The organism is Collimonas pratensis (genome assembly GCF_001584185.1).
In the GTDB taxonomy this organism is placed as follows: domain Bacteria; phylum Pseudomonadota; class Gammaproteobacteria; order Burkholderiales; family Burkholderiaceae_D; genus Collimonas; species Collimonas pratensis.
Genome location: NZ_CP013234.1, coordinates 4682946 through 4707412 on the forward strand (window position 1 = coordinate 4682946; position 24467 = coordinate 4707412).

Consider the following 24467-nt stretch of genomic DNA (forward strand, 5'->3'; position numbering starts at 1 on the left):
AATTGAATTTAGGGTCAGATACCGTCTTGAATAGCAAGCCCGTTGGTTAAATAATTTGGATCGAAGGGCTTGCCGGTACGGATCACTCCGTAAATCAGATGTGTCATTTTGTGCATGACGGCCCCGATCACAGCTTTTTTCGCCATGCCGGTGGCCAATAGCCGTTCAGCAAAGCAACGTAGTAGCGGGTTGTGTCGACATGCTACCAAGCTAGGCATGTAAAGCGCCGCTCGCATCGACATGCTTCCTGCCCGGCTAATCATGGTTCGACCTTTGATGGAGGTGCCGGAGCTGCGTTGTTTCGGGGTTACGCCGAGAAATGCGGCAAATGCCTTGGCACTGTCAAATCTGCGGATATCGCCTAACTGACCCAGGATTCTTGCCACCGTGGTGGTGCCGATGCCCGGGATGCTTGTGATGAGCTCGGCGTCATGCTTGAGGCCGGGATGTCGATCAATGTGATCATCGATGTCGTCCTCCAACTTGTTGATCTCGGCGCTTAGCCAGGCGATGTGCTGCTTCACATGTTCGGCGACGTCGGTCATGCCGGTGAAGGTGTTGGCTTCAAGCCGATTTTCTTCCTGCTGGCGAATATCTTTTAAGGCTTGTACTCGCAGCGACCAGGCCCGCAGCTGGCGTTGCTCCAGCGGTGGCGGCGTCCAAGGTGCCGGCTTCATGGCGGCGCAATAGCGCGCAATGAGACCGGCATCGGCGGTGTCGTTCTTGTTGCGAATATTTTCACTATGGCCGAAGCCTTTGATGCAGGCCGGATTGACCACGCTAACGCTCACTCCCGCGTCATGCAGCGCCAATGCCACCGGCTCATAATAAATCCCAGTGGCCTCCATGCAGACATGCAGCGTTTCTTTAGCGACTTTCGCCTTGCTTAGCCACTCCAGGAGTGATTTGTATCCGTCGGCGGAATTCTCCACCACCTTGGCCTTGGTCTTGCCGTCGACCAGCAAGGCAATATCGAGCTTCTTCTTGCTCACATCGATACCAACAACTGCACATACCGTTTCCATTTTTGACCTTTCTCGTATGCGGGCTTACGCATCAGGCGATGGCCCAAGATACCGTTCGGACTTATAAAATGAAACAGGCAGAGGCGCCTATCTGACCCACGTGCTCAATGGCACTCAGTCTAATCGGCATCACTCTGCCCGGCCGCTTCTACATCCTTATTATCCGATGGCGACGCGGTAGGTTCAATATACGAGAGTCGATTTATTTTTGGCGAAGTTCAACCGCGAAGTTCAACCATTCTCATAGACCCACTGCAGCAAGCCATCTTGCGCTGCCTGTCCGCGGGGGGCGTTGGGGTGGTTGATCAGGCAGACCACGGCGTAGTATTTGCCGGATGCGGCGAGGACGTAGCCGGCGATGGCGCGGACGTCGTTCAGGGTGCCGGTCTTGACGTGGGCCTGGCCGGCGACGCTCTGGTCTTTGAGGCGCTTGCGCATGGTGCCGTCGTAACCTACCAGCGGCATCGACGAGACGAATTCCGGCATGGTCGGCGACTGGAAGGCAGCGGCCATCATGCGGCCCATGGTCTTGGCTGAAATCTTTTCATTGCGCGACAGGCCGGAACCGTTTTCGATCACCAGGCCGCTGGCGTCTATGCCTTTGCCGGCGAGCCAGCTCTGGATGGCGCGGGCGCCGCGCTCGGGGGTGGCAGGGAGTTTCAGGATATCGGCGGCGATGGTCAGCAATACCTGGCGCGCCATGACATTGTTACTGTATTTGTTGATGTCGCGTATCACTTCCGGCAAGGTGACCGAACTCCACTCGGCGACCAGGCGGGCATCGGGCGGCGTGAGGCCATCCTTGACGCCGCCGCTGAAGCTGCCGCCGAGATCGCTCCACATCTGCCGGAACACCGCGCCGAAGTATTGCGTGGAGTTCATCTTGTAGGGATTCACATACCAGGTCTTTTCACCGCAGGAAGCCGGCAGCGCGCCGTTGAAACTGGCGCCATCGGTCTCCACCACGGCTTGCAGCTTGCCCTGCCAGTCATCGCAGCTGCCCTGCCCCAGGCGCGGCGGCCGCACCGGGTAGCCGCTCATGGGTGGATCGAGGACGACGCTGACCTGGCGCTTGTCGGCATCGGGCACGAACTGGAAGGTCAGCGTCTTGTAGTTCAGCAGCAAGGCATCCGGGCCGACGTTGTACGGTTTCATCGGATCGCCATCGAATTCGGAGGGATCGTAGGCGTTTTGATCGAAAGCGCTACGGTCCAGCACGATATTGCCGCGGATATCGCGGATGCCCTTGGCGCGGATCTGGCGCAGGAACAGCCAAAAGTTTTCCAGCACCAGCTTGGGATCACCATTGCCTTTGAAAATCAGGTCGCCCTGCAAGACATTGCCGACCTGGCTGCCGCTGGCGTAAGCCTGGGTTTTCCAGCGGTAGGTCGGCCCCAGCAGCTCCAGCGCGGCGTCGGTGGTGACCAGTTTCATGGTCGAGGCCGGATTGAAGGGCATGGCGGCATTCGACGACGCCAGCACCTGGCCCGTGCCGTCGACTTCCTGCACGTACACGCCAACGCTCTGGACTGGAATGCCGGCTACTTGCAGGGCCTTGCTAAACGTAGGAGGAAGCGATGATTCTTGTGCCTGGACGCTGGCCGGCAGTAAAGAAGATAAAAATAGAAAACTGAGCAGAAGACTGAGCGCGAGAATTTTTTTCAAGTGGACACCGGCGGAAAAAGAGAGGTTGCGCAGGATTATCCCACGCACTCAGCCGATGCAAAGTCACATGTTGTGACGAATTGGAAAATAAGGAAAGATCCGACCCGCAGAAAACATCAGGCCGCCGCGGGACGCCAGCGTCCCGCCAACTGCAAACGCACGCCGCCTCGCTGCTATAGCAGGGCTGGTATGGCTTCCAGGATAATCAGCGCCAGTATGGCGCCGCAAACAGCGCCGACGGCGCGCAGGCTGCCGCGCGCAAGGCGCGACGCAACCGGTACTTCACCACACAAGATCAACCCGGCGAACGCCATCGGGACGAAAAACAGCAGGTTGTCCATAATTACCTTGATCATGATGGTCTCCTTGGTTTACTTGTAATTTCAGTATAGGTTTGGCATGCCTGAAAGCAAGGAGGAATACGCGAATGACCAGCGCAGCAGTGCTCAAAAAGACAATAAAAACCGATAAAAAAACCTTCTGCTGTCCTGCACAATTTTCTTGACCGCCATCAACTGCGCGGCTACTATCCACCAGTCTAAATTTTATGGAGCCCCTTTAATGGGCACTTGTTCGAGTGACAGTTGCTGCCAGACCCGTTCTGGCATCGCCTCGGCAAGATAACGCAGGATTCCCCTGCCGTCATCTCGCCAACGGCGGATGATGGTATCCCGGTGCATGGAAGATATTTCCGGCATGCAGTGTTCCACCACCTCATATTGTTATGCAAAGTTGCGCTGCCGGGCGGGCTATACCTATACCGGCTGCATGCTTGGCTGATCCCGTTTTCCGCGTCCGCGCGCCGGGTAATCGAATGTAGCGCCTGTCTCCGGGCTCTTGATTGTCATCAAGATGTCACCGATCGAATTTACAGTCTGTGCCGCGCTGAACGTTTTTGCCTTTTGTAAAGAACCTGTCATCCATATGGATAGCAAGTCGTTAACATCAGGTTAAGGACGCCAGCCAGCCCCTCTGATCGACGACAGCCGACCGCACTGCATGAAAAAAGAAGAATTCCATGAATCTGAATATTCTCAAAGACACCTTCGTTAGCTTTGTCCGCACGCACGGCATGGATCGCCATTTCCGCCGGCTGGCTCCGGACATGTTCCGCAGTACCCCGGTCACCAAGGAAGTGCCGCCGTCGCTGGCGGAAGCGCTATCGACCGCTGCCAGCATCGACGTCAGCGAACTGTTCAAGAAACTGCATAGCCGTGCCGACGGCCTGACCGACGCCGAAGCCGACGATATCCGCGTCAGCGCCGGTCCAAATGAAGTCGAGCACGAAAAGCCGATCTCGAAATGGGCTCACCTGTGGCAGTGCTACAAGAATCCCTTCAACCTGCTGCTGACCGTACTGGCCACCGTTTCCTTCCTCACCGAAGACATGAAGGCCACCATCGTCATCGGTTCGATGGTTGTGCTGTCGACCCTGATGCGCTTCATCCAGGAATCGCGCTCCAACACCGCGGCCGACAAGCTCAAGGCGATGGTCAGCAATACCGCCACCGTGCTGCGCCACGACCTGGCGGAAGACATCGCCGAAGAAGCCTTGCGCTATTTCGACGTCACCTTGCATCCCAAGGGTGCGCGCCGCATCGAACTGCCGATCAAGAAGCTGGTGCCGGGCGATATCGTCCAGTTGTCCGCCGGCGACATGATCCCGGCCGATTTGCGCCTGCTGACCGCAAAGGACTTGTTCATCAGCCAGGCGGCCATGACCGGCGAATCGCTGCCGGTGGAAAAATTCGTGGTCCATCGCGGCCTCGACACCAGCAACCCGCTGGAACTCGACAACCTGTGCTTCATGGGCACCAACGTGGTCAGCGGTTCCGCCACCGCTATCGTCGTCACTACCGGCAACCGCACCTATTTCGGCGCCCTGGCGGAACGTGTGACCGCCTCCGACCGCACGCCGACTGCATTCCAGTCTGGCGTCAACAAGGTCAGCTGGCTGCTGATCCGCTTCATGATGGTGATGACCCCGGTAGTGTTCCTGCTGAACGGCTACACCAAGGGCGACTGGGTCGAAGCCTTCCTGTTCGCGATGTCGATCGCGGTCGGCCTGACGCCGGAAATGCTGCCCATGATCGTCACCTCGACCCTGGCCAAGGGCGCGGTCGCACTGTCGCGCAAGAAGGTGATCGTCAAGCGCCTGGATGCGATCCAGAACTTCGGCGCCATGGACGTGCTGTGCACCGATAAGACCGGCACCCTGACCCAGGACAAGATTTTCCTGGAGCGCCATACCGACATCCTCGGCGAGCAGGACGACCTGGTGCTGGAATATGCCTACCTCAACAGCCACTACCAGACCGGCCTCAAGAACCTGCTGGACGTCGCCGTGCTGGAACACGCAGAATTGCAGCGCGAAATGGCGTTGGCCTCGGCTTACCGCAAGGTCGATGAAATTCCGTTCGATTTCCAGCGCCGCCGCATGTCGGTGGTGGTCAGCGAACGCGACGACCACCATGAATTGATCTGCAAGGGCGCGGTCGAGGAAATCGTTTCGGTCTGTACCCACGCGCGCCACAACGGCGAAGTGGTGCCGTTCACCAAGGAACTGCTGCAGGAAATCTACGACACCACTTCCAGCCTCAACGCCGAGGGCCTGCGCGTGGTGGCGGTGGCCGCCAAGGACTTGCCGCCGACCAAGGAAGTGTACGGCGTGGCCGATGAATCCGACCTGGTGCTGATCGGTTACATCGCCTTCCTCGATCCGCCAAAGGAATCGACCAAGCCGGCGCTGGATGCCCTCAAGGCACACGGCATCACCGTGAAGATCCTGACCGGCGACAACGAGCTGGTGACTGCCAAGATCTGCCGCCAGGTCGGCCTGGTTGTCGACGGCATGGTGCTCGGCAACCAGGTTGAAAAAATGAGCGATGCCGAACTCTCGGTCGCAGTCGAAACCACCACGGTATTCGCCAAGCTCAGCCCAACCCACAAGGAACGCATCGTCCGCGTCCTCCACGACAAGGGCCATGTTGTCGGTTTCATGGGCGACGGCATCAACGATGCGCCGGCCCTGCGCGCCGCCGACATCGGCATTTCGGTCGACACCGCAGTCGACATCGCCAAGGAAGCCGCCGACATCATCCTGCTGGAAAAGAGCTTGATGGTGCTGGAAGAAGGCGTGCTGGAGGGCCGCAAGACCTTCGCCAACATGCTGAAGTACATCAAGATGACCGCCAGCTCGAACTTCGGCAATGTGTTCTCGGTGCTGGTAGCGAGCGCCTTCCTGCCGTTCCTGCCGATGCTGCCCTTGCATCTGCTGGTGCAAAACCTGCTGTACGACATCTCGCAGATCACGATTCCTTTCGATAACGTCGACAAGGAATTCCTGGAAAAACCACAGCGCTGGAATGCTGGCGAAATCGGCCGTTTCATGGTGTTCTTCGGCCCGATCAGCTCGATTTTCGACATCACCACCTTTGCATTGATGTGGTACATCTTCGGCGCCAATACGCCAGAGCACCAGACCTTGTTCCAGTCCGGCTGGTTCATCGAAGGCTTGTTGTCGCAGACGCTGATCGTGCACATGATCCGCACCCGCAAGATTCCATTCTTCCAGAGCCGTGCTTCGTGGGCACTGATGAGCATGACCATCATCATCATGCTAGTCGGGATCCTGCTGCCGATGTCGCCGCTGGCCCATTACTTCAAGCTGCAGGCGCTGCCGCTGACCTACTTCCCATGGCTGGTGCTTATCCTGGTCGCCTATGCCGTGCTGACACAGGCGATGAAGGGCTGGTACGCAAGGCGCTACGGCTGGCAGTAACAAACTGCAGCACCACGCCGGGAAGAGATGCAAATATCCATCTCTTCCCGGCAAAACAAAAAAGCCAATCGCACAAAACGATTGGCTTCTTTTTTGCCGGTATTTTGCCGGTAGGGTGGGCACTGGTGCCCACCCTACGCTTCTTGGCAGACAAGCTAGCCCACCAGCCCCGCCGCAATATTGATCGACAAGCCGAGAATCGCCGAATTGAACAGGAAGGTCAGCACCGATTGAAACAGCACGATCTTGCGCATGGAGCGCGTCATGACGCTGACATCGGAAGTCTGTACCGCGACCGCCATGGTGAATGAAAAGTACAGGAAATCCCAGTAGTTCGGATTCTTTTCGTCGTCGGGAAAGCGCAGCGGCGGCGTTGCTTCATCTGCAGCGTAAAACAAGCGCGCGTAGTGCAAGGTAAAGATAGTACCGACCAGGAACCAGGAACCCAGCACCGTCATGCCGGTAAACAGATAGCGGGTCTCTTTTGGCTCCGGCAGGAAATCCTTGGCCTGGGTCAGGCCGAACACCACTGCGGCGATGCTGGAAACGGCCGCGACGCAGATCAGGACCAGGATCATCGTATCGTTCTCATCCTCCAGCGCAGCTCTTTTCTTGACCTGCTCACAGCTGGCGCGGGCCATCATCCACCACAACATCAGCAAATAGCCCCAGACCCCTGCGTTCCAGCCGATCAGGGCACGGGTGATGGCCGAACTGTGCGGCGCCAGCGCCCATACGATCAAGCCCAGCACGATGGCGATGACCAGGCGCGGGTGGGTACGAAAAACCAGATTATTGAGCCACATGATGCTGCTTTCCTTTATACGGTCTGTAAATAGGGGCACTTTACCAGAGCTGGCTGAGGCCCGGTATTGCCCTGCCTCAGACCAGCGTGCCCCGGCCACAGCCGCCGCGCTACGCCGCTTTTAGTAAGGCTTGTTCGGCAGGAATTTGCCGTCGAGGGTGATGACCGCACGGGAGCCGCCGTCCGGATCCTCCACCCGCTTCAGGTCCAGCTTGAAGTTGATGGCGCTGATGATGCCGTCGCCCAGTTCTTCGTGCACCAGCATCTTCAAGGTGGTGCCGTAGATTTGCAGCATTTCGTAAAAGCGGTAGATGGTCGGGTCGGTAGGAATGCCGCCCGGGATGCTGCCGCGCAGAGGGATCATTTGCAGCTCTGCCGCGGCTTCCGGCTCGAAGCCGAGATGGCGGCACACCACTTCGGCGGCGGCCTTCGGCAAGGCGTGTTGTCCCAGCAGCGCCGCCGTGACATAAGCCACACTCAGTCCGGTGCCTTCGGCCAGTTGTTTCCAGGACAGGTCTTGCAGCGCCTTGGCGGCGATGACGCGGGAAGTGAGGGCGACGCGGTTTTCTTGATACACGTTTGCTTGTTGCATGATGTTTCCTTTTCAGTGAGGGTTCAGTGACAGTTCAGTGACAGTTCAGTGAGAGCGCGGATGAAGAACTGACGGTGGTTAAACTTTAAGCGGCCAGGGCGTTGCGCTTGGTTTGCGTAGCAACCGTCTGGGGAAACTCGGCGAGCGAGACGAACTGATTGCTGGCGCCGTCCAACGCCACGATAGTCCCTGTTTCAATGTCGTACACCCAGCCATGCAGGTTCAAAGTGCCCTGCTCCAGCGCCAGTGCCACGGAAGGATGGGTCTTGATGTTGACCAGCTGGGCGATGACGTTTTCACGCACCATCGAACTCAACCGTGCAGCGGGTGAAGCGTGAGTACGCGCTGCGTTCACCACCTTGGCCGAATCGGCATGGCGCAGCCAACCGGCTACCGCAGGCAAGTGATCCAGGCATTTGCAGCTGGAAATGGCGGTCATGGCGCCGCAATCGGAATGGCCGCAGACCACGATGTCGCTCACGCCCAGCACCGCCACTGCGTATTCGACCGTGGCGGTGACGCCGCCCGGCGCCGAGCTGTAGGACGGGACGATATTGCCGGCATTGCGGATCACAAAGATGTCGCCCGGATCCTGCTGGGTCAGCAACTCCGGCACCACGCGGCTATCCGAACAAGTGATAAACAATGCGCTGGGGCTCTGGGTGGTAGCCAGTTCCTTGAACAGGCCGGACAGGCCCGGGAAAGTGTGTTTCTGGAATTTCAAGACCCCATCGACGATGGACTTCATGGCGCTTCTCCTTCTAGGTGTTGAAGTAATGAAGCCATGATGAAGACATCCAGCTATTAGGTCAAAGACCGATATACAATCATATCTATAAGAATTACCTATAGTTATCAAACATGCTATTACGCCATATCCGCTATCTGCTCGCCGTGGTCGAACAAGGCAATTTCACCAGAGCCGCCGAGACCCTGTATGTGTCGCAGCCGACCTTGTCGCAGCAAATACGGCAACTGGAAGAGACACTGGGTGCGCAACTGCTGGACCGCAGCGGCAGGGTGGTGCGCGCCACCGATGCCGGCGAGGCGTATATCGCCTACGCGCGGCGGGCGCTGCGTGAGTTGGAGGCCGGTCAGCGCGCCATCCACGATGTGCGCGACCTCGTGCGCGGCACCCTGCGCCTGGCCATGACGCCCAGCCTGACTTCCTACCTGGCCGGACCGCTGATCGCGCGCTTCAACGCCAGTTATCCCGGCATCACGCTGCAGGTGATTGAAAAGACGCTGGATGCGATTGAAACGGCGCTGGCGGCGGACCAGGTCGACCTCGGGCTGGCCTTCAGCCAGGTGCGCTCTACGGAGATCAACAGCCAGCCGCTGTTCGATGAAAAGCTGTGCGCCGTGGTCGGCCTGGCGCATCCGCTGGCGCAGCGCGCTACTGCTACTCTTGCTGCGGCGGTGCTGACCGCCGGCGAGCTTGGCCGGCAATCGCTGGCGCTACTCAGCAGCGACTTCGCTACCCGCAGCTTTGTCGATGCCTACCTGCAGCAACAGGGCATTGCGCCCAAGATTGCAGTCGAAGCCAACACCATCAGTGCGATCGTGGAAATCGTCTGCCGCGGCGGCCTCGTCACTATCCTGCCGGAGGCGATTGCGCGCGAACATCCCGGCCTGCAGGAAATCCAGCTGGACCCTGCCCTGCCGCATCGCACCGTCTCGCTATTGCGACGCAAAGATGGTTATCAAAGCGCCGCGGCCAGGGCGTTTGCCGAACTGGCAGGCAGCCTGGCTAGCGCTGAATAAAACCGGCAAATATCTAGGGCAATAAAAAAACGCCCTTGCGGGCGTTTTCTGGATCATGCTGCGATCAGGTTTCGGTAATGTGCAACTTGCTGGCCACCATGTGCGCCACGCTTTCGCCCGGCTTACGGCGGAACTTGCTGCTCGTCCACACCAGCAGATCGTCGACGTAGGTGAACACCACCGGAATCACCAGCAGGCTGAGGAAGGTCGAGGTCACCAGGCCGCCGATGACGGCAATCGCCATCGGTCCACGGAAGCTGGAATCCGCCCCCACCCCCAAGGCGATCGGCAGCATGCCGGCGCCCATGGCGATGGTGGTCATGACGATCGGCTGGGCCCGTTTATGGCAGGCATCCATCAGCGCCTCGAAACGGCTCATGCCATGATCGCGGCGCGCCACGATGGCGTACTCCACCAGCAGGATGGAGTTCTTGACCGCGATCCCCATCAGCATCAGCAAACCGATCAGCGACGGCATCGAGAACGAGTTATGCGTGATCAGCAACGCTGCAAATGCGCCACCGATAGACAAAGGCAAGGCCGCCAGGATGGTCACCGGCTGCAAAAAGCCCTTGAACAGCAGCACCAGCACCATGTACACGCACAGCACGCCGGTCAGCATCGCCAGTGCAAAGCCGGAGAACAGCTCCTTCATGATTTCGGCGTCGCCCAGTTCGCCGCGCTTGACGTTAGGCGGCAGATTCCTCACGTTCGGCAGCGCATTGATCTTATCCATCACTTCACCGATTTCATGGCCGTTCAGCTCGACGTGGATAATCACGCGGCGGTTGCGGTCGATGCGGTCGATCCGCGCCGGGCCGCTGTCGAAGCGGATGTCCGCCACCGAACTCAAAGGCACGTTGCCGCTCTTGCCCTGCACCGACAAACGCTCCAGCACGCTCATGTCATGCCGCGCATCTTCCGGCAAGCGCACCCGGATCGGGATCTGCCGCTCCGGCAGGTTCAGCTTGGCAACCAGCTGGTCATAATCGCCCGAGGTAGCGATACGCAAGGTTTCGCCGATGGCCGAAGACGTCACGCCCAGGTCGGCAGCTTTAGCAAAATTCGGCGTGACGATGATTTCCGGCCGCACCAGGCTGATGCTGGAGGTAATGTTGCCGAGGTCGGGAATCGTGCGGATTTCGCGCTCGATGGCGCGCGTCACCGAACTCAGCGCCGCCGGATCGTCGCCCGACAGCAGCAGCTGAATTTCTTCGCCGTTGCCGCCGCCGCCAACGGTAAACCGCAGCCCCGGCAATTGGGTTAGCAACTTGCGCAACTCGCTGTCCACCTCGGTCTGCTTTTCCTTGCGCTCAGGCGGGTCCTTGAGCAGCACCGTCAAGGTGGAGCGGCGTGCCTCGTCGCCGCCGATCGCACTGTAGACCTGGGCGACATTCTTGTTGGTCATCAGCAGGCGGCGTGCCTGTTCCGAGCTGGCGCGGGTTTCTTCCAGGATGCTGCCGGGCGGCAGTTCCAGCGTGACCTGGGTCTGGCCGCGATCGCTAGGCGGAATGAAACCAGTCGGCAGGAACGGGATCATGGCCAGCGACAAGATGAAGAACAGCGCCGCCATGCCCATGGTCTTGACCCGGTGCGCCATGCACCAAGAGGCCACCGCCAGGTACTTCGCCATCAGGCGGCTTTCCTTTTTCTCATGCACGATAGGCTTGAGCAGATAGGCCGCCATCATCGGCGTCAACAAGCGCGCCACGATCAGCGAAGTGGTCACCGCGATCGCCGCGGTCCAGCCGAACTGCTTGAAGAAGCGGCCGACGATGCCGCTCATGAACGCAGTCGGCAAAAATACCGCCACCAGCGTAAACGTCGTCGCCACCACCGCCAGGCCGATTTCATCTGCAGCTTCCAGCGCTGCCTGGTACGGCGTCTTGCCCATGCGCAGATGGCGTACGATGTTTTCGATTTCCACAATCGCATCGTCCACCAGGATCCCGATCACCAGCGCCAGCGACAGCAAGGTCACGCCGTTGAGCGAAAAGCCGAGGAATTTCATTGCCATGAAAGTCGGGATGATCGACAGCGGCAGCGCCGCTGCAGCCACCAGGGTGGCGCGCCAGTCGCGCAGGAAGAACCAGACCACCAGCACCGCCAGGATCGCACCTTCATACAGCAAGGACATCGAACCTTCGTAGTTTTCCTGGACCACGTCGACGTTGTTGAAAGCTTCCTCGATCTTGACGTGGCTCGCTTTCTTGCTCAGCTCGGCGACCGCTTTCTTGACGGCTTTGGAGACAGTGATTTCACTGGCACCCTTGCTACGGGTGATTTCAAAGCCGACCACCGGTTTGCCGTCGAGCAGCGTCAGCGCAGTGCGCTCGCCGATGCCGTCGGTCACCTTGGCGACCTGGTCCAGGCGGATCACATGGCCATCCGGCAGAGCCATCTGCAAGGCGGCGACTTCCGCTACGTTGCCGACCGTGCCGATGGTGCGCACCGACTGCCGCGCGCCGCTGATGTCAGCCTTGCCGCCCGGGGCTTCCTGCTGCACGCGCTGCAGCTGGCGCGAGATCTGCGCCGCCGACACGTTCAGCGCCGCCATCCGCTCCGGATCCAGCTCCACCAGCACTTCGCGGTTGACGCCGCCGACGCGGGCGATCTTGCCGACGCCCGCCACCGACAGCAAGGCCTTGGACACGTCATTATCGACGAACCAGGACAAGGATTCTTCATCCAGCTGGTCGGACTTGACGGTATAGGTGATGATGGGCTGGCCCGAGGTGTTCGCTTTGCCGTAGACCGGATCGCGGACGTCGGTAGGCAAATCGCTGCGTATGCGGTTGACCGCATCGCGCACATCGTCCATCGCTTCCGAGATATCCTTTTCCAGGCGGAACTCGACGGTGGTATTCACCACGCCGTCGTTGATCATGGTGTAGATATGACGGACATCGGTGACGGTCGCGACCGAATTTTCAATCTTGCGCGCCACTTCGGTTTCCAGCTGCGAGGGCGAAGCGCCCGGCAGGCTGGTGGAAATCGAAATGAAGGGAAAATCGATATCGGGCTGATCCTGCACCAGCATGTCCTTGAAACTCATCAGGCCCATGATGGTGAGCAGGATGAACAGCAGGATGGCCGGAACCGGATGCTTGATCGAGAGAGCTGAAAAATTCATGGCCGGTCCTCGCTTATTTCATTGCCAGCGGTGTAGCCGGTTTCGATTCCGGCGCAACGCGCACGGTATCGCCATCGGCCAGGAAACCTGCGCCCTTTTCCACCAGGGTCATCGCCGTCGTGACACCGTTCGGGCCTTCGGCAACCTCGATGCGGTCGCCAACCCGCCGTCCCAACGTCACCTTGGTCTGGATCACCTTGTCGTCCTTACCCAGCTGGTAGACATAGCTATAACCGTCGCGCATCACCACCGCGCTCTGCGGCAAGGTCAGCGCCGCGGCGCGGCCCAGCGCAAACTGGCCGGTGCCGAACATGCCGGCCTGGGCGCTGCCCGGCGCCGGCAGGTCGACATAGACCAGGCCGTTGCGCGTAAGCGGATCGACGGTTGGCGCAATCATGCGCACCTTGCCATCCACCATCACGCCATTGGTAACCCTGAGCTTGACAGCCTGGCCGACCTTGATCTGCAACAGGTCGGTGGCATTCACCTCCCCGCGCCATTCGAGGCGGTTCTGGCGGATCAGCTTGAACAATTCCTGCCCTTGCGAAGCTACCGAACCAACCGTTGCGGTGCGCGATGAAATCACGCCGTCGTCAGGTGCCAGCACCTGGGTCTGGCGCAAGCGGATCTGCTGCATTTCCAGGCTGGCCTGGGCCGATTGCAAACGCGCCTTGGCGCTACGCTCGGCGACTTCATACTGAGTGGTCTGCTGGCCGCTCAAGGCGCCGCTGTTGACCAGCGTACGCGCCCGTTCGGCGTTGGCATCCGCTTCCGACAGCGCCGCCTTGGCCTCTTCTACCGCCGCCTTTTGCTGCGCTACTTGCGCTTCCACGCTGTCGTTGCTGAAACGCGCCAGCACCTGGCCGCGCTTGACGATATCACCGACGTTGACTCTCACCTCGGCCAGCTGCAAGCCGCCCAGTTCGCTGCCGACCACGGCCTCCTGCCAGGCAGCGATGCTACCGTTGGCCGACAAGGTCAGCGGCCAGTCGGCGCTTTGCGCCCTGGTGGTGGTGACCGTCAGGGAGGCTTTCGGCTTGCTGGCTTCCTTCTCAGCCGGTTTGCTGCTCTTACCTGTCATGGCCCAAACCGCGGCCGAACCGCAGACTACGACCAACACCGCAATGACTACCAGTTTCAAAGATGGCTTTTTCATGACTGTCTTCTTTGCTTATCTATATTAAGAACGATCGGAGTTTGGCGCGGCATTTGGCGATCCGGCAGGCGCGGCCGGCAAGGCCGCCTGTTCTGTCTGGTTGCGCCAGCCGCCGCCCAACGCCTTGTACAGGGCAATCCAGGCAGTCACGTGATCGTGCTGCACGCTGATCTGGGTGGTTTGCGCAGCCAGGAAAGTGCGGCGCGCATCTTCCAGTTCAAACAGGCTGCCGCTGCCAGCCTTGAATTTGTCGTCGTTGGCGCGGAAGTAGCTTTCGTATTCCTTGGCCGCCAGCGCAGCGTCGTCTTCCCGCCGTGCCGCCGCATCCAGGCGCACCAGGGCTTCTTCGATTTCGCGCGCGGCGGTCCGCACCTGCAACTGATAGCCGGCATACGCCTCGTCATAACGCCCCTGCGCCAGATCGACCTGGGCCTTGCGCAGCCCAGCATCGAACAACGGCAGCTTGAGCGACGGACCGAACGACCAGGTATCGGAGCGCGAGCTGCTGCCGTCGAAGCGGAAGCCGCCTATGCCGATGCTGCCGAGCAGAGAAATACCCGGATAGCGGTTGGCTTCGGCGACGTTGATTTCGGCGCTGGCAGCTGCCAGCTCGCGCTCGGCGACGGCAATGTCGGGTCGCTGCGACAAGGCCTGCGCCGGCACGCTCTCGACCACGAAAGCGCGCGGTGTCGGCAAGCGCTCGTTGGTAGCCAGTTTGGTGCGCAGCAGAGGCTCGGGAATGTCGGTCAGCGCCACCAGGGCTTTGACGTTGAGATCGCACTCGGTGCGCTGCACCACCAGCTTTTGCCGGGCATCCGCGGTCGAGCCGTTGATCAGGGCGCCGTCGGCTGGCGCGGTGAAGCCGGCCTTGACCTTGAGCGCGGTGAGCTGGGCAGTCTGTTCGCGCGACTTCAGGTCCTGCGCCAGCATCGCCGCGGTGGCCACGCAAGCACGGTAATCCACCAGAGTGCTGCCGACTTCCGCTGCCAGCGACACCTTGGCGCCGTACCAGTCGGCATCACGGGCGAACAATCGCGCATTGGCGGCTTCAGCGGTCTTGCGCTTGCCGCCGAACAGGTCGAGTTCCCAGCTGGCGTCGAAAGTAGCGCTGCTGTTGGTCGAGACGATGGTCGGGCTGCCGAAGCCGCCGGTCACACCTGAAAGGGATTTGCTACGGGTGCTGCTGGCGTCGGCGGCCACCGAGGGATAGAGCGCGCTGCCGGCGGAACCGGCCGTGGCGCGCGCCTGCTTGATGCGCGCCAGCGCCTGCGCCACGCTAGGATTGCTGGCCTCGGCGGTGGCGATCAGTTCGGCCACCAGCGGATCGTCGAATTGCGACCACCAGCGCGTCAGGTCGGTCGCGCCGGCCTCGGGCTTGGGCAAAGCGCCTTGAAATTGCGGCAGTACTGCTTGCGATGATGTCGTTGGCGAGGGTACCTGATAGGTAGGCCCAACCACGCAACCGGCGATCACGGACAGCAGGGGTACGCTGCCGAGCATCTTTAATAAACGCATCTTTTTCCCTTACTTAGTTTTTTACGGGGCTCCCAAATGCGGGATGTTCAATTGTTTTTATGCGGTTTTCGTACTGCCTATCTAGATGTAACAAGATCTTTGCTTGCCCTGCACAACTCTCCAATGTACAGGGTGTGGCGACACTGTAAAGAGGAAAATTGCTACTGAGTATGCGATTGCGACAATCTGCAGATTTGATAGGATAAATCGACTAAAACGCGGGATGGAATGCAATCGGACCGGGTTTTATCAAATATGCATTGTAGTTGCATAAAAACAATGTAATGAACGACTTAATCGGACTGTTCAAATTTCTGAGCGGCAATAATAACTTGCTTCCAGCCAATTTTGCTGAATACTCTATGTAGATTCTTCTAGGGTTTACCGCGATGCGGCCGGCAGGCGAAACACAGGCGTCGCAGCAGGAGATTTGTTTAATTTTGCAACACAGGTGGCCAACATTGCGGCTAGAAATGTAGACTTGGTCAGATGATGATTTTTACACCAGCCCCATGATGCCTAGCCCCCGCTACCGCATGCTTCTGTTGCTGCGAGTGAGTGCTTGCGCCTGCATGTTGTGGCTGCCGGCAGCTCAGGCGGCCAGCGCCGTCGATGCGGCTGCCGATGCAGCGCCAGTTCAGGCGCATGCCGGCGACGAAGCAGCCGCCGCCACGCAGCAAGCAATGGCGACGCCAACGCCGGCTAGCCTGTGTCCGGCGCCCGCCGACGATCATGCGCTGACGGATGACGATGCGCCGAAAAAACCGGTCCAGCGCGGCATGGCCTCCTGGTACGGCGGCAAGCTGCATGGGCGCAAGTCAGCCAGCGGCGAGCGTTTTAATATGCACGCCATGACAGCTGCGCACCCGAGCCTGCCCTTGCATAGCTGGGTGCTGGTGCGTAATGTCGGCAATGGCAAGATGGCGCTGCTGAAAGTCAACGACCGCGGCCCCTTCCACAGCAAACGCATATTGGATGTCTCTTACAGCGCGGCGAAACAGCTGGGTTTCGCCGGCAAAGGCACGGCCCGCGTCGAAGTACGGCCCTTGTCCCCTAGCGAAATGACGCTGGTGAAGGCGCAGATCGCGCACGGCATCACGCCGGCGGGTGATGCCGGCGATTGCGACGCCAGCGAGCAATAGCTGAGGTTTGACCGCATCGGCTTGCTCCGACTACGTGCGCGCAGACGATGTGGCAGCGAACGCGGTCCGGGCGGGCAAGGCATGACAGTGTTATGAAAACAGCTTTTGCCATTGATCCTGCTGCTGCATGTCCGCGCGGGTATTCACTTCAAGCAGGACGCCGCCAGGCGTACGGCAAAAAAAGCGCGATCCGCGCGCGTTGTTGAAGACCTCCGTCTCCATTTCAACGCCATCTGCCAAGAACTCCTTATATAGAGCATGAACCTGATCCAGGCTGTCGAGCTCTATGCCGAAGTGGAAATTCTTGGGCCACGCCGGCTGTTCCTCCGAGACGTGGTCGAGGACAATGTCAAAATCGTGCCGCTTGAGCAGGCAGCTGTCGCCGGCAGCGATGATTTCGCAGCCAAGGTACTTCTCGAAAAATGCAGCCGTCTCAGCCACATTGGTGGTGGGAAAACTCAAATGGTTCAGCTTTGCCTGGGTATGAATATGCATGATAGCTCTCGCAAAAAGGTTGAAATACGCCATAGAGAAAACCGTCGCCAATCCATGCAACTGTGCCGGTTGGCTGACTCTCCACAAGGTCCATTTTGTGAGCAATTGCTCGATTTTTAAACTCGCATTGAACCCGCATCGGCCTGAAGCGTGCAGTCATAGACACGCCAGGGGCCAGGCGCAGCAAGGGGTTGGGCGCTTGCTCACATTTGTGCGGCCACCCGTGGGTTATCCTGGCCGGCGATCAGCCAGCCATCCCCAGGTATCCGGACAAGGTGCGGCTGACACGCTCTTCCAAGACTGCGCGGTCCTCTTCACCACGGTATCCCGCTGCATCCACCATGGCGCGCACGATGGCGATGATGTCGTCGGCAGCTGTCTCGATGCTCGGCTGCGGCGGAATGTCCTCATGCGCCAGGATCTGGCCGATCAACTCACTCATGGCGACAATGAACGGCGCCAGTTCCCTGGCAATGGCGGGTCGGCCCTCCTCGGCATCGAGCAGCCGCGCAAGCGCTGGCCGCCGCAGCTGCTGGTGCACGGAAGCGGCAATCAGATGCTGCAAGGCCCTCTCGCCGCTCGGCTCGCGCAACGCTCCTTCTGCCTCGGCAAAGAACACGGCACGTTCACGCTGGCAGAGGGCAACGATGAGCGCATCCTTGCCGGGGAAGTATTGATACAGGGAGCCGATGCTGACGCCCGCGCGCTGCGCGACACTATTGGTATTGAGTCCCTCGATTCCCTTGGTTTCCAGGATGCGGGCTGCTGCCTCCAGGATCGCGGCAACGGTTTGTCCGGCGCGCGATTGCTGGGGAATCTTGCGCGGCTTTAATGACGGGCGTTTTCTTGTGGTCACGATAGCATCTGGCGCAAAACGAGTAATGACTCATATTCTACCGGCTAACGGACCATGCATCGTATCCGCCTGGAACAGTGCCGTGCCAGGGACGTGCTAAACAAAAACCATCTGCTCGACATTTGGCAGCTGCGCCGGCCGCATGCATGACGTCTGTCAGGCGATGGCCTTGCGCACCAGCGTCAACAACTGCGCGCGCTCGGCCTGGGTCAGGTTCTCGAATGATTCCTCGTTGATACGCGGGCGATCTCCAGACCCTGCTCAAGGACGCTGCGCCCTGTGGGCGTCAGGCTGTGCAGCAGGGCGCAGCCGCAATCCCGCCAAATGCTGGACGCGGCTTTTCAGCTCGTCATCGATTTTGAGCATAATTGCCATTTTGCAATTAATTGTTACGAAAACACTGCCTTTTGCGACTGTAGTCCCCGCCGTTCTCGCTGTCCATCCCCTCTCTGTCCCTTTGCTTGCAGAATTGACCCTATCCAACTGATCCACTCGCCACTGTCGCGCAAAGGCGGCAACCCGGTCGTAGGATCCTTCAAAGCCTAGCTCACATAAATCAGCATGGATCTGTTTTAAGCTGCGCCGCTGTTTTCGAGACTTTGTCGCTTCGGTTTTAAGCCAGGATGAAAGTTTGAAGGCGTACTGATCAAGAGCACTGGGAGTGCGTCGATCCCGATAAGCCGGCTCTACGATTTCTGAGCGTAGATAGCGTCTGACGGTGTTTCTGGAGATCCCCAAGCGCCTGGCGATCTCCCTCAAGGAGACCTGGTCACGAAGGTGCCAGCGTCGAATAATGCCTAATAATGCCACGTCGATCACTCCAATCTCCCACTCACTATATTGAGTAGGATTGTGGTCTATACGTGGGTCAATTTTCGATGCAAATTATCCAGCTAAGTGGGTCAGTTTTCGGCGCAAATCAACAGAGAAAAAACTTTCGGAGAAATTTAATCGAATTTCGGAGAAATTTAATCGCGGACAAATGCGGGCTTGAAAAATCGACAGAGCGTCCCTATACTTAGCACTCGTTAGGAGAGAGTGCTAACAATCTCCTCGACCTAGTCACTGTGCGGCGCCTCTATATAGCAAAGCAGAGCGGTCAGTCCACTTTGCTGCGAAGTTGCTGCAAATACAAATAACCTGTTGAATCTTAAGGAGTCACATATGAATCTTCGTCCTTTGCACGATCGCGTTATCGTCAAGCGTCTCGACCAGGAAACCAAAACCGCATCCGGTATCGTGCTGCCTGAAGCTGCTGCTGAAAAGCCGGATCAAGGTGAAGTGCTGGCCGTCGGTAACGGCAAGATTCTGGAAAACGGCAACGTCCGTGCGCTGGCAGTCAAGGTTGGCGATCGCGTTCTGTTCGGCAAATACTCGGGCCAGGCTGTCAAGATCGACGGCAATGAGCTGCTGGTGATGCGCGAAGAAGACTTGTTTGCCGTAGTCGAAGGCAAGTAATTCCGGTCAGTCCGGGATTCTCTGATTGGCCGGCGCCTGGCGCTTCCGATCAGATCCGTACACGACACTATCGAATTCAACGTATTCAGGAGAATAAAACATGGCAGCAAAACAAGTAATTTTCGGCGATGAAGCACGCGCCAAGATCGTCAACGGCGTCAACATCCTGGCTAACGCAGTCAAGGTCACCCTGGGTCCTAAGGGCCGTAACGTGGTTCTGGAGCGCAGCTTCGGCGCCCCTACCGTGACTAAAGACGGTGTTTCGGTCGCTAAAGAAATCGAACTGAAAGACAAGCTGGAAAACATGGGCGCGCAGCTGGTGAAAGAAGTCGCTTCCAAGACTTCCGACAACGCTGGCGACGGTACTACTACCGCTACCGTGCTGGCACAAGCTATCGTTCGCGAAGGCTTCAAGTACGTTGCCGCCGGTTTCAACCCGACAGACCTGAAGCGCGGTATCGACAAAGCTGTTGTCGCCATCGTTGCTGAAATCAAGACACTGTCGAAGCCAACCACCACCAGCAAGGAAATCGCGCAAGTTGGTTCGATCTCCGCTAACTCCGACACCGACATCGGTGAAATCATTGCCAAGGCAATGGACAAGGTCGGCAAAGAAGGCGTGATCACTGTTGAAGATGGCAAGTCGCTGGAAAACGAACTGGACATCGTCGAAGGTATGCAATTCGACCGCGGCTACCTGTCGCCATACTTCATCAACAACCAAGAGAAGCAAGTTGTTGCCCTGGAAAATCCGTTCGTCCTGCTGTTCGACAAGAAAGTTTCGAACATCCGTGACCTGCTGCCGATCCTGGAACAAGTCGCCAAGTCCGGCCGTCCACTGCTGATCATCGCAGAAGATGTCGAAGGCGAAGCGCTGGCTACCCTGGTTGTGAACAACATCCGCGGCATCCTGAAGACTGCAGCTGTCAAGGCGCCAGGCTTTGGCGACCGTCGTAAAGCCATGCTGGAAGACATCGCTATCCTGACCGGCGGCCAAGTGATCGCTGAAGAAGTCGGCCTGACTCTGGAAAAAGCTACGCTGACCGAACTGGGTCAAGCCAAGCGTATCGAAATCAGCAAGGAAAACACCACCATCATCGACGGTGCCGGCGAAGCCATCACTATCGAAGCACGCGTCAAGCAAATCCGTGCGCAGATCGAAGAAGCGACTTCGGACTACGACCGTGAAAAACTGCAAGAGCGCGTTGCCAAGCTGGCCGGCGGCGTTGCGCTGATCCGCGTTGGTGCTGCAACTGAAGTTGAAATGAAAGAAAAGAAAGCACGCGTTGAAGATGCTCTGCACGCTACCCGTGCAGCAGTGGAAGAAGGCGTTGTGCCAGGCGGCGGCGTAGCATTCCTGCGCGCACGTGCCAACATCAAGGACCTGAAGGGCGACAATCCTGACCAGGAAGCCGGCATCAAGATCGTGCTGCGCGCGATCGAAGAGCCACTGCGTCAAATCGTATTCAACGCTGGCGACGAGCCATCGGTTGTGGTTAACGCAGTCCTGGCTGGCAAGGGCAACTACGGTTACAACGCTGCCGACGGCACCTACGGCGACATGATCGACCTGGGCATCCTGGACCCAACCAAGGTTACCCGTTCGGCATTGCAAAACGCCGCTTCGGTTGCTTCCCTGATCCTGACTACCGAAGCCATGATCGCTGAACAGCCAGAAGACAAGTCGGCTGGCGGCATGCCAGGCGGCATGGGTGGCATGGGCGGCATGGGTGGTATGGACGGCATGATGTAATTTGCAGGGCCGGAATTATCTGGCCCTTGTGGAACATCAAAAAGCCTGCGATGGTTATCCGTCGCGGGCTTTTTTTATTGCGCGACCAATCGTAGTCAATAGGGGACAGAGTTTGTAAGCCGCCGAAGCGCGGCGAATTACACTTCCCGTGCAGCTCTGTCCCCTATTGACGGCACCAGAAGAAAGAATGAGATGTTTTTGCACCGCGCTCCGTAGCCCGTTAAATGGGGTCGGAGTAATTTACGACGATAAAACTGTCGTAAAAAAACTCCGACCCCATTTAACTGCTTTTTGAAAAAGCCTGCGATGGTTATCTGTCGCGGGCTTTTTTTTGCGCGACCGATAATAGTAGTCAATTGGGGACAGAGTTTGCGAGCCGCCGCAGCGCGGTGAGCTACACTTCCCGTGCAGCTCTGTCCCCTATTGACAGCAAGGAAGAAAGAACGAGGTGTTTTTACACCGCGCTCCGTAGCCCATTAAATGGGGTCGGAGTAATTTACGACGATAGACCTGTCGTAAAAAAACTCCGACCCCATTTAACTGCATCCGTAGGGTTACATAGACACGACGGTAATAACGCCATGCTTAAATGTTCCTTCCCTTGCGTAACAAACGCTTATAAAATAAGCACCTACTAAAAAACATAATGGCGGCGAGATTGTTGATATTGCGACAATCAGCTGCCTTTTTTCATTCTGAAATGATAGAAATCAAAGCAGTCACCCAGCGCTTCAATGGCGCGCGCGGGCCGGTCGATGCGGTGCGTAGCGTCAGTTTGTCGATCCGCAAGGGCGAGATCTTCGGCATCATCGGCCGCAGCGGCGCCGGCAAGAGCACGCTGGTGCGTTGCCTCAACCTGCTGAACCGCCCTACTTCCGGCAACATCATCGTCGACGGCAAGGATATGACAGCGCTGAACGCCGAGCAGCTGCGCGGCGCACGGCGGGAAATCGGCATGATTTTCCAGCACTTTAATTTGCTGTCGTCGCGCACGGTGTATGACAACATCGCGCTGCCGCTGGAGCTGGCCGGGCTGTCCAAAAGCGAGATCGCCAAGAAGGTGACGCCGCTGTTGGAACTGGTCGGCCTGACCGCGCTCAAGGATAGTTATCCGGCGCAGATCAGCGGCGGCCAGAAGCAGCGCGTCGGCATCGCCCGCGCGCTGGCCAATGAGCCGAAGGTCTTGCTGTCGGACGAAGCCACTTCTGCGCTGGACCCGGAAACTACCCGCTCTATCCTGGAACTGCTGCGCAAGATCAACCGTGAGCTGGGCCTGACGATCGTGCTGATCACGCACCAGATGGAAGTGATCAAGATGATTTGCGACCGCATGGCGGTGATGGAAGCCGGCGAAGTGATCGAACACGGCGAAGTGCTGGAACTGTTCCGCTCCCCCAAGCACGAAGTGACACGCGCCCTGATCGGCGACGTCATCGCCCAGGAGCTGCCGCAAGGCGTCTTGCAACGTCTGCGTGTGCGGCTGGCGCAGAGCGATGCCGGCAGCGGCACTGACCATCTGTTCCGCTTTGCCTTCACCGGTTCGGGCGTCGATCAGCCGCTGTTGTCGGAAGCGGTACGCAAATTCGACCTGGATTTCAACATCCTGCACGGCCAGATCGACGAAATACAAGGACAGGCGTTCGGCTCGCTGGCGATCCTGGCCAACGGCACCACTGAAAACATCCAGGCCGCCATGGCTTACCTGACGGCCCAGGGCGTCACCGTTGAGGAATTGAACCATGTCATCTGAAATGCTTGATCTGTTTTTATCCTCGTTCGGCGAGACCCTGATGATGGTCGGCATCTCCGGCATCCTCGGCGCCCTGCTTGGCGTACCGCTGGGTATCGCACTGCACCTGACCGCCCGCGAAGGCGTGCTGCCGCATCCGATCTTCAATCGCATTGCGGGACTGATCGTCAATGCGGTGCGCTCGACGCCCTTCATCATCTTGCTGGTGGCGGTGATTCCATTCACGCGCTTTTTTGTCGGCACCTCCATCGGCACCGCCGCCGCCATCGTGCCGCTGACGATTGCCTCGGCCCCGTTCATCGCGCGCCTGGTGGAAACCGCGCTGCGTGAAGTCGACCGCGGCCTGATTGAGGCGGCGCAGGCGATGGGCGCCACCACCTGGCAGATCGTCTACAAGGTGCTGGTGCCGGAAGCCTTCGCCGGCATCGTCGCCGGCCTGACGATCACCTTCGTCAGCCTGGTCGGCTACTCGGCGATGGCCGGCGCCATCGGCGGCGGCGGCCTCGGTGACCTGGGGATACGCTACGGCTACCAGCGCTTCCTGCCGGAAGTAATGCTGCTGGTGGTGGTGATCCTGATCGTCTTCGTGCAGTTGGTGCAAACGCTGGGCGACATCCTGGTGCGCCGCCTCAGCCATCGCTGATATTCCCGAATCCGCGACGCTCAGCTCTTGCAGCAGCGGATTCATCGTGATTTTTGAAAGGAAGAAAATGAACCGTCGTCAATTAGTGCAATTCTTTGCCGGCCTGGGCGTGGTCGCCAGCCTGAGCGCTCCCGTCATCGCCTCCGCCCAGGAAAAGCCGATCAAGATCGGCGCTACCGGCGGTCCGCACGCGCAGATCCTCGAAGTGGTCAAGAAAGTCGCTGCCAAGGATGGTTTGAATATCCAGATCGTCGAATTCAGCGACTATGTGCAGCCCAACGCGGCGCTGGCAGCCGGCGACCTGGATGCCAACAGCTACCAGCACCTGCCCTACCTGGAGGCGCAGATCAAGGATCGCGGCTACAAGCTGGTCAACGTCGGCTACACCATCACTTTCCCGATGGGCGTGTATTCGAAGAAAGTCAAATCCCTCAAGGATTTGAAGAACGGCGCCCGCATCGGCATCCCTAACGATCCGACCAACGGCGGCCGCGCCCTGTTGCTGCTGCAGGCGCAAGGCCTGCTGAAGCTGAAGGCGGACGCCGGCCTGAAGGCGACGCCGCTGGATATCGCCGACAATCCGAAGAAGCTGAAGATCGTTGAAATCGATGCGGCCCAGCTGCCACGCTCGCTGGATGACCTGGATGCGGCGGCCATCAACGGCAATTATGCGGAATCGGCCGGACTCGATCCGACCAAGGACGGCATCGCCATCGAAGCGGCCAAAGGCCCTTACGCCAATGTGATCGCGGTGCGCATTGCCGACAAGGACAAGCCTTGGGTGGCCAAGCTGGTCAAGGCTTACCACAGCCCTGAAGTGAAACAATACGTTGTGACGCAGTTCAAGAGCTCGGTCATCCCAGCCTGGTAAGCCGTTATTGAAAAAGCCCGCGCTGCTGACAGCAACGCGGGCTTTTTTTCGTCTGACGCTATC

At 58.7% G+C, this 24467-nt stretch carries 19 protein-coding genes and 1 pseudogene; 8 read left to right on the forward strand and 12 right to left on the reverse strand.

The window, feature by feature from the left end:
- Nucleotides 1–14 precede the first annotated feature (14 nt).
- The 3 genes from CPter91_RS20890 to CPter91_RS20900 all read right to left on the reverse strand — a co-directional run bounded on the left by CPter91_RS20890 (nt 15) and on the right by CPter91_RS20900 (nt 3046).
- Nucleotides 15–1025 (reverse strand): IS110 family RNA-guided transposase, encoded by a 1011-nt coding sequence (locus tag CPter91_RS20890; RefSeq protein ID WP_061943658.1) that lies wholly within the window; start codon nt 1023–1025, stop codon nt 15–17.
- A gap of 231 nt (nt 1026–1256) precedes the next feature.
- The gene (gene dacB, locus CPter91_RS20895; protein ID WP_082793096.1) at nt 1257–2690 is read right to left on the reverse strand and encodes a D-alanyl-D-alanine carboxypeptidase/D-alanyl-D-alanine endopeptidase; all 1434 of its coding nucleotides are present in this window, start codon (nt 2688–2690) and stop codon (nt 1257–1259) included.
- Between the two features lie 173 nt (nt 2691–2863).
- Complete coding sequence (locus CPter91_RS20900) at nt 2864–3046, reverse strand: hypothetical protein (protein ID WP_061943661.1); 183 nt, start codon at nt 3044–3046, stop codon at nt 2864–2866.
- 662 nt (nt 3047–3708) lie between these two features.
- Here CPter91_RS20900 and mgtA point away from each other — a divergent pair.
- Nucleotides 3709–6471 carry a magnesium-translocating P-type ATPase gene (mgtA, locus tag CPter91_RS20905; RefSeq protein WP_061943664.1) on the forward strand — a complete coding sequence of 921 codons (2763 nt, stop codon included), beginning with the start codon at nt 3709–3711 and terminating at the stop codon, nt 6469–6471.
- A 155-nt stretch (nt 6472–6626) separates the two neighbouring features.
- Here mgtA and CPter91_RS20910 read toward each other — a convergent pair whose 3' ends face one another.
- From CPter91_RS20910 to CPter91_RS20920, 3 genes are all read right to left on the reverse strand, one after another.
- Nucleotides 6627–7277: a DUF1345 domain-containing protein gene (locus CPter91_RS20910; RefSeq protein WP_061943667.1), complete on the reverse strand. Its 651-nt coding sequence runs from the start codon at nt 7275–7277 to the stop codon at nt 6627–6629.
- Nucleotides 7278–7397: 120 nt separating this feature from the next.
- Nucleotides 7398–7868, reverse strand: a complete 471-nt coding sequence (gene cynS / locus CPter91_RS20915; protein WP_061943670.1) for a cyanase — start codon at nt 7866–7868, stop codon at nt 7398–7400.
- An 85-nt stretch (nt 7869–7953) separates the two neighbouring features.
- Nucleotides 7954–8616 carry a carbonic anhydrase gene (locus CPter91_RS20920; protein WP_061943673.1) on the reverse strand — a complete coding sequence of 221 codons (663 nt, stop codon included), beginning with the start codon at nt 8614–8616 and terminating at the stop codon, nt 7954–7956.
- A 113-nt stretch (nt 8617–8729) separates the two neighbouring features.
- On the opposite strand from CPter91_RS20920, the gene cynR reads away from it, so the two are divergent.
- On the forward strand, nt 8730–9632 hold the full coding sequence (gene cynR / locus CPter91_RS20925; protein WP_061943676.1) for a transcriptional regulator CynR: 903 nt from the start codon (nt 8730–8732) through the stop codon (nt 9630–9632).
- Nucleotides 9633–9696: 64 nt separating this feature from the next.
- Here the strand turns inward: cynR and CPter91_RS20930 are convergent, their stop codons facing one another.
- From CPter91_RS20930 to CPter91_RS20940, 3 genes are read right to left on the reverse strand one after another with little or no spacing between them, the layout of a single operon-like run.
- Complete coding sequence (locus CPter91_RS20930) at nt 9697–12765, reverse strand: efflux RND transporter permease subunit (protein WP_061943679.1); 3069 nt, start codon at nt 12763–12765, stop codon at nt 9697–9699.
- A 13-nt stretch (nt 12766–12778) separates the two neighbouring features.
- Nucleotides 12779–13921: an efflux RND transporter periplasmic adaptor subunit gene (locus tag CPter91_RS20935; protein WP_061943682.1), complete on the reverse strand. Its 1143-nt coding sequence runs from the start codon at nt 13919–13921 to the stop codon at nt 12779–12781.
- 24 nt (nt 13922–13945) lie between these two features.
- Nucleotides 13946–15436, reverse strand: coding sequence for an efflux transporter outer membrane subunit (locus tag CPter91_RS20940; RefSeq protein ID WP_082793098.1), 1491 nt, complete (start codon nt 15434–15436; stop codon nt 13946–13948).
- 512 nt (nt 15437–15948) lie between these two features.
- On the opposite strand from CPter91_RS20940, the gene CPter91_RS20945 reads away from it, so the two are divergent.
- A complete protein-coding gene (locus CPter91_RS20945; protein WP_082793100.1) occupies nt 15949–16578 on the forward strand; it encodes a septal ring lytic transglycosylase RlpA family protein in 630 nt (209 codons plus the stop codon).
- A 90-nt stretch (nt 16579–16668) separates the two neighbouring features.
- On the opposite strand, the gene CPter91_RS20950 is transcribed toward CPter91_RS20945, so the two are convergent.
- The 3 genes and pseudogenes from CPter91_RS20950 to CPter91_RS25970 all read right to left on the reverse strand — a co-directional run.
- Complete coding sequence (locus CPter91_RS20950) at nt 16669–17073, reverse strand: VOC family protein (protein WP_061943691.1); 405 nt, start codon at nt 17071–17073, stop codon at nt 16669–16671.
- A 244-nt stretch (nt 17074–17317) separates the two neighbouring features.
- A complete protein-coding gene (locus CPter91_RS20955; protein ID WP_061943694.1) occupies nt 17318–17929 on the reverse strand; it encodes a TetR/AcrR family transcriptional regulator in 612 nt (203 codons plus the stop codon).
- A 450-nt stretch (nt 17930–18379) separates the two neighbouring features.
- Nucleotides 18380–18748, reverse strand: a pseudogene (locus CPter91_RS25970) (helix-turn-helix domain-containing protein); the annotation flags it as partial.
- A gap of 345 nt (nt 18749–19093) precedes the next feature.
- On the opposite strand from CPter91_RS25970, the gene groES reads away from it, so the two are divergent.
- From groES to CPter91_RS20980, 5 genes are all read left to right on the forward strand, one after another.
- Nucleotides 19094–19387, forward strand: coding sequence for a co-chaperone GroES (groES, locus tag CPter91_RS20960; protein WP_061534450.1), 294 nt, complete (start codon nt 19094–19096; stop codon nt 19385–19387).
- Between the two features lie 100 nt (nt 19388–19487).
- On the forward strand, nt 19488–21140 hold the full coding sequence (gene groL / locus CPter91_RS20965) for a chaperonin GroEL (protein WP_061943697.1): 1653 nt from the start codon (nt 19488–19490) through the stop codon (nt 21138–21140).
- Nucleotides 21141–21840: 700 nt separating this feature from the next.
- Nucleotides 21841–22890, forward strand: coding sequence for a methionine ABC transporter ATP-binding protein (locus CPter91_RS20970; RefSeq protein ID WP_061943700.1), 1050 nt, complete (start codon nt 21841–21843; stop codon nt 22888–22890).
- A complete protein-coding gene (locus CPter91_RS20975) occupies nt 22880–23533 on the forward strand; it encodes a methionine ABC transporter permease (RefSeq protein ID WP_061943703.1) in 654 nt (217 codons plus the stop codon). The genes CPter91_RS20970 and CPter91_RS20975 overlap by 11 nt, the downstream gene beginning before the upstream one ends.
- Nucleotides 23534–23600: 67 nt before the next feature.
- Nucleotides 23601–24404, forward strand: coding sequence for a MetQ/NlpA family ABC transporter substrate-binding protein (locus CPter91_RS20980; RefSeq protein WP_061943705.1), 804 nt, complete (start codon nt 23601–23603; stop codon nt 24402–24404).
- Nucleotides 24405–24467 lie beyond the last annotated feature (63 nt).

Excerpts from the sequence above, each read along its gene's own strand:
- cynS (WP_061943670.1), bottom strand. The coding sequence starts at position 7,868 with ATGCAACAAGCAAACGTGTATCAAGAAAACCGCGTCGCCCTCACTTCC.
- CPter91_RS20900 (WP_061943661.1), bottom strand. The coding sequence starts at position 3,046 with ATGATCAAGGTAATTATGGACAACCTGCTGTTTTTCGTCCCGATGGCG.
- groES (WP_061534450.1), top strand. The coding sequence starts at position 19,094 with ATGAATCTTCGTCCTTTGCACGATCGCGTTATCGTCAAGCGTCTCGAC.
- CPter91_RS20945 (WP_082793100.1), top strand. The coding sequence starts at position 15,949 with ATGATGCCTAGCCCCCGCTACCGCATGCTTCTGTTGCTGCGAGTGAGT.
- CPter91_RS20910 (WP_061943667.1), bottom strand. The coding sequence starts at position 7,277 with ATGTGGCTCAATAATCTGGTTTTTCGTACCCACCCGCGCCTGGTCATC.
- mgtA (WP_061943664.1), top strand. The coding sequence starts at position 3,709 with ATGAATCTGAATATTCTCAAAGACACCTTCGTTAGCTTTGTCCGCACG.
- cynR (WP_061943676.1), top strand. The coding sequence starts at position 8,730 with ATGCTATTACGCCATATCCGCTATCTGCTCGCCGTGGTCGAACAAGGC.
- CPter91_RS20920 (WP_061943673.1), bottom strand. The coding sequence starts at position 8,616 with ATGAAGTCCATCGTCGATGGGGTCTTGAAATTCCAGAAACACACTTTC.
- groL (WP_061943697.1), top strand. The coding sequence starts at position 19,488 with ATGGCAGCAAAACAAGTAATTTTCGGCGATGAAGCACGCGCCAAGATC.
- CPter91_RS20970 (WP_061943700.1), top strand. The coding sequence starts at position 21,841 with ATGATAGAAATCAAAGCAGTCACCCAGCGCTTCAATGGCGCGCGCGGG.
- CPter91_RS20935 (WP_061943682.1), bottom strand. The coding sequence starts at position 13,921 with ATGAAAAAGCCATCTTTGAAACTGGTAGTCATTGCGGTGTTGGTCGTA.
- CPter91_RS20950 (WP_061943691.1), bottom strand. The coding sequence starts at position 17,073 with ATGCATATTCATACCCAGGCAAAGCTGAACCATTTGAGTTTTCCCACC.
- CPter91_RS20930 (WP_061943679.1), bottom strand. The coding sequence starts at position 12,765 with ATGAATTTTTCAGCTCTCTCGATCAAGCATCCGGTTCCGGCCATCCTG.
- CPter91_RS20980 (WP_061943705.1), top strand. The coding sequence starts at position 23,601 with ATGAACCGTCGTCAATTAGTGCAATTCTTTGCCGGCCTGGGCGTGGTC.
- CPter91_RS20890 (WP_061943658.1), bottom strand. The coding sequence starts at position 1,025 with ATGGAAACGGTATGTGCAGTTGTTGGTATCGATGTGAGCAAGAAGAAG.
- CPter91_RS20940 (WP_082793098.1), bottom strand. The coding sequence starts at position 15,436 with ATGCGTTTATTAAAGATGCTCGGCAGCGTACCCCTGCTGTCCGTGATC.
- CPter91_RS20975 (WP_061943703.1), top strand. The coding sequence starts at position 22,880 with ATGTCATCTGAAATGCTTGATCTGTTTTTATCCTCGTTCGGCGAGACC.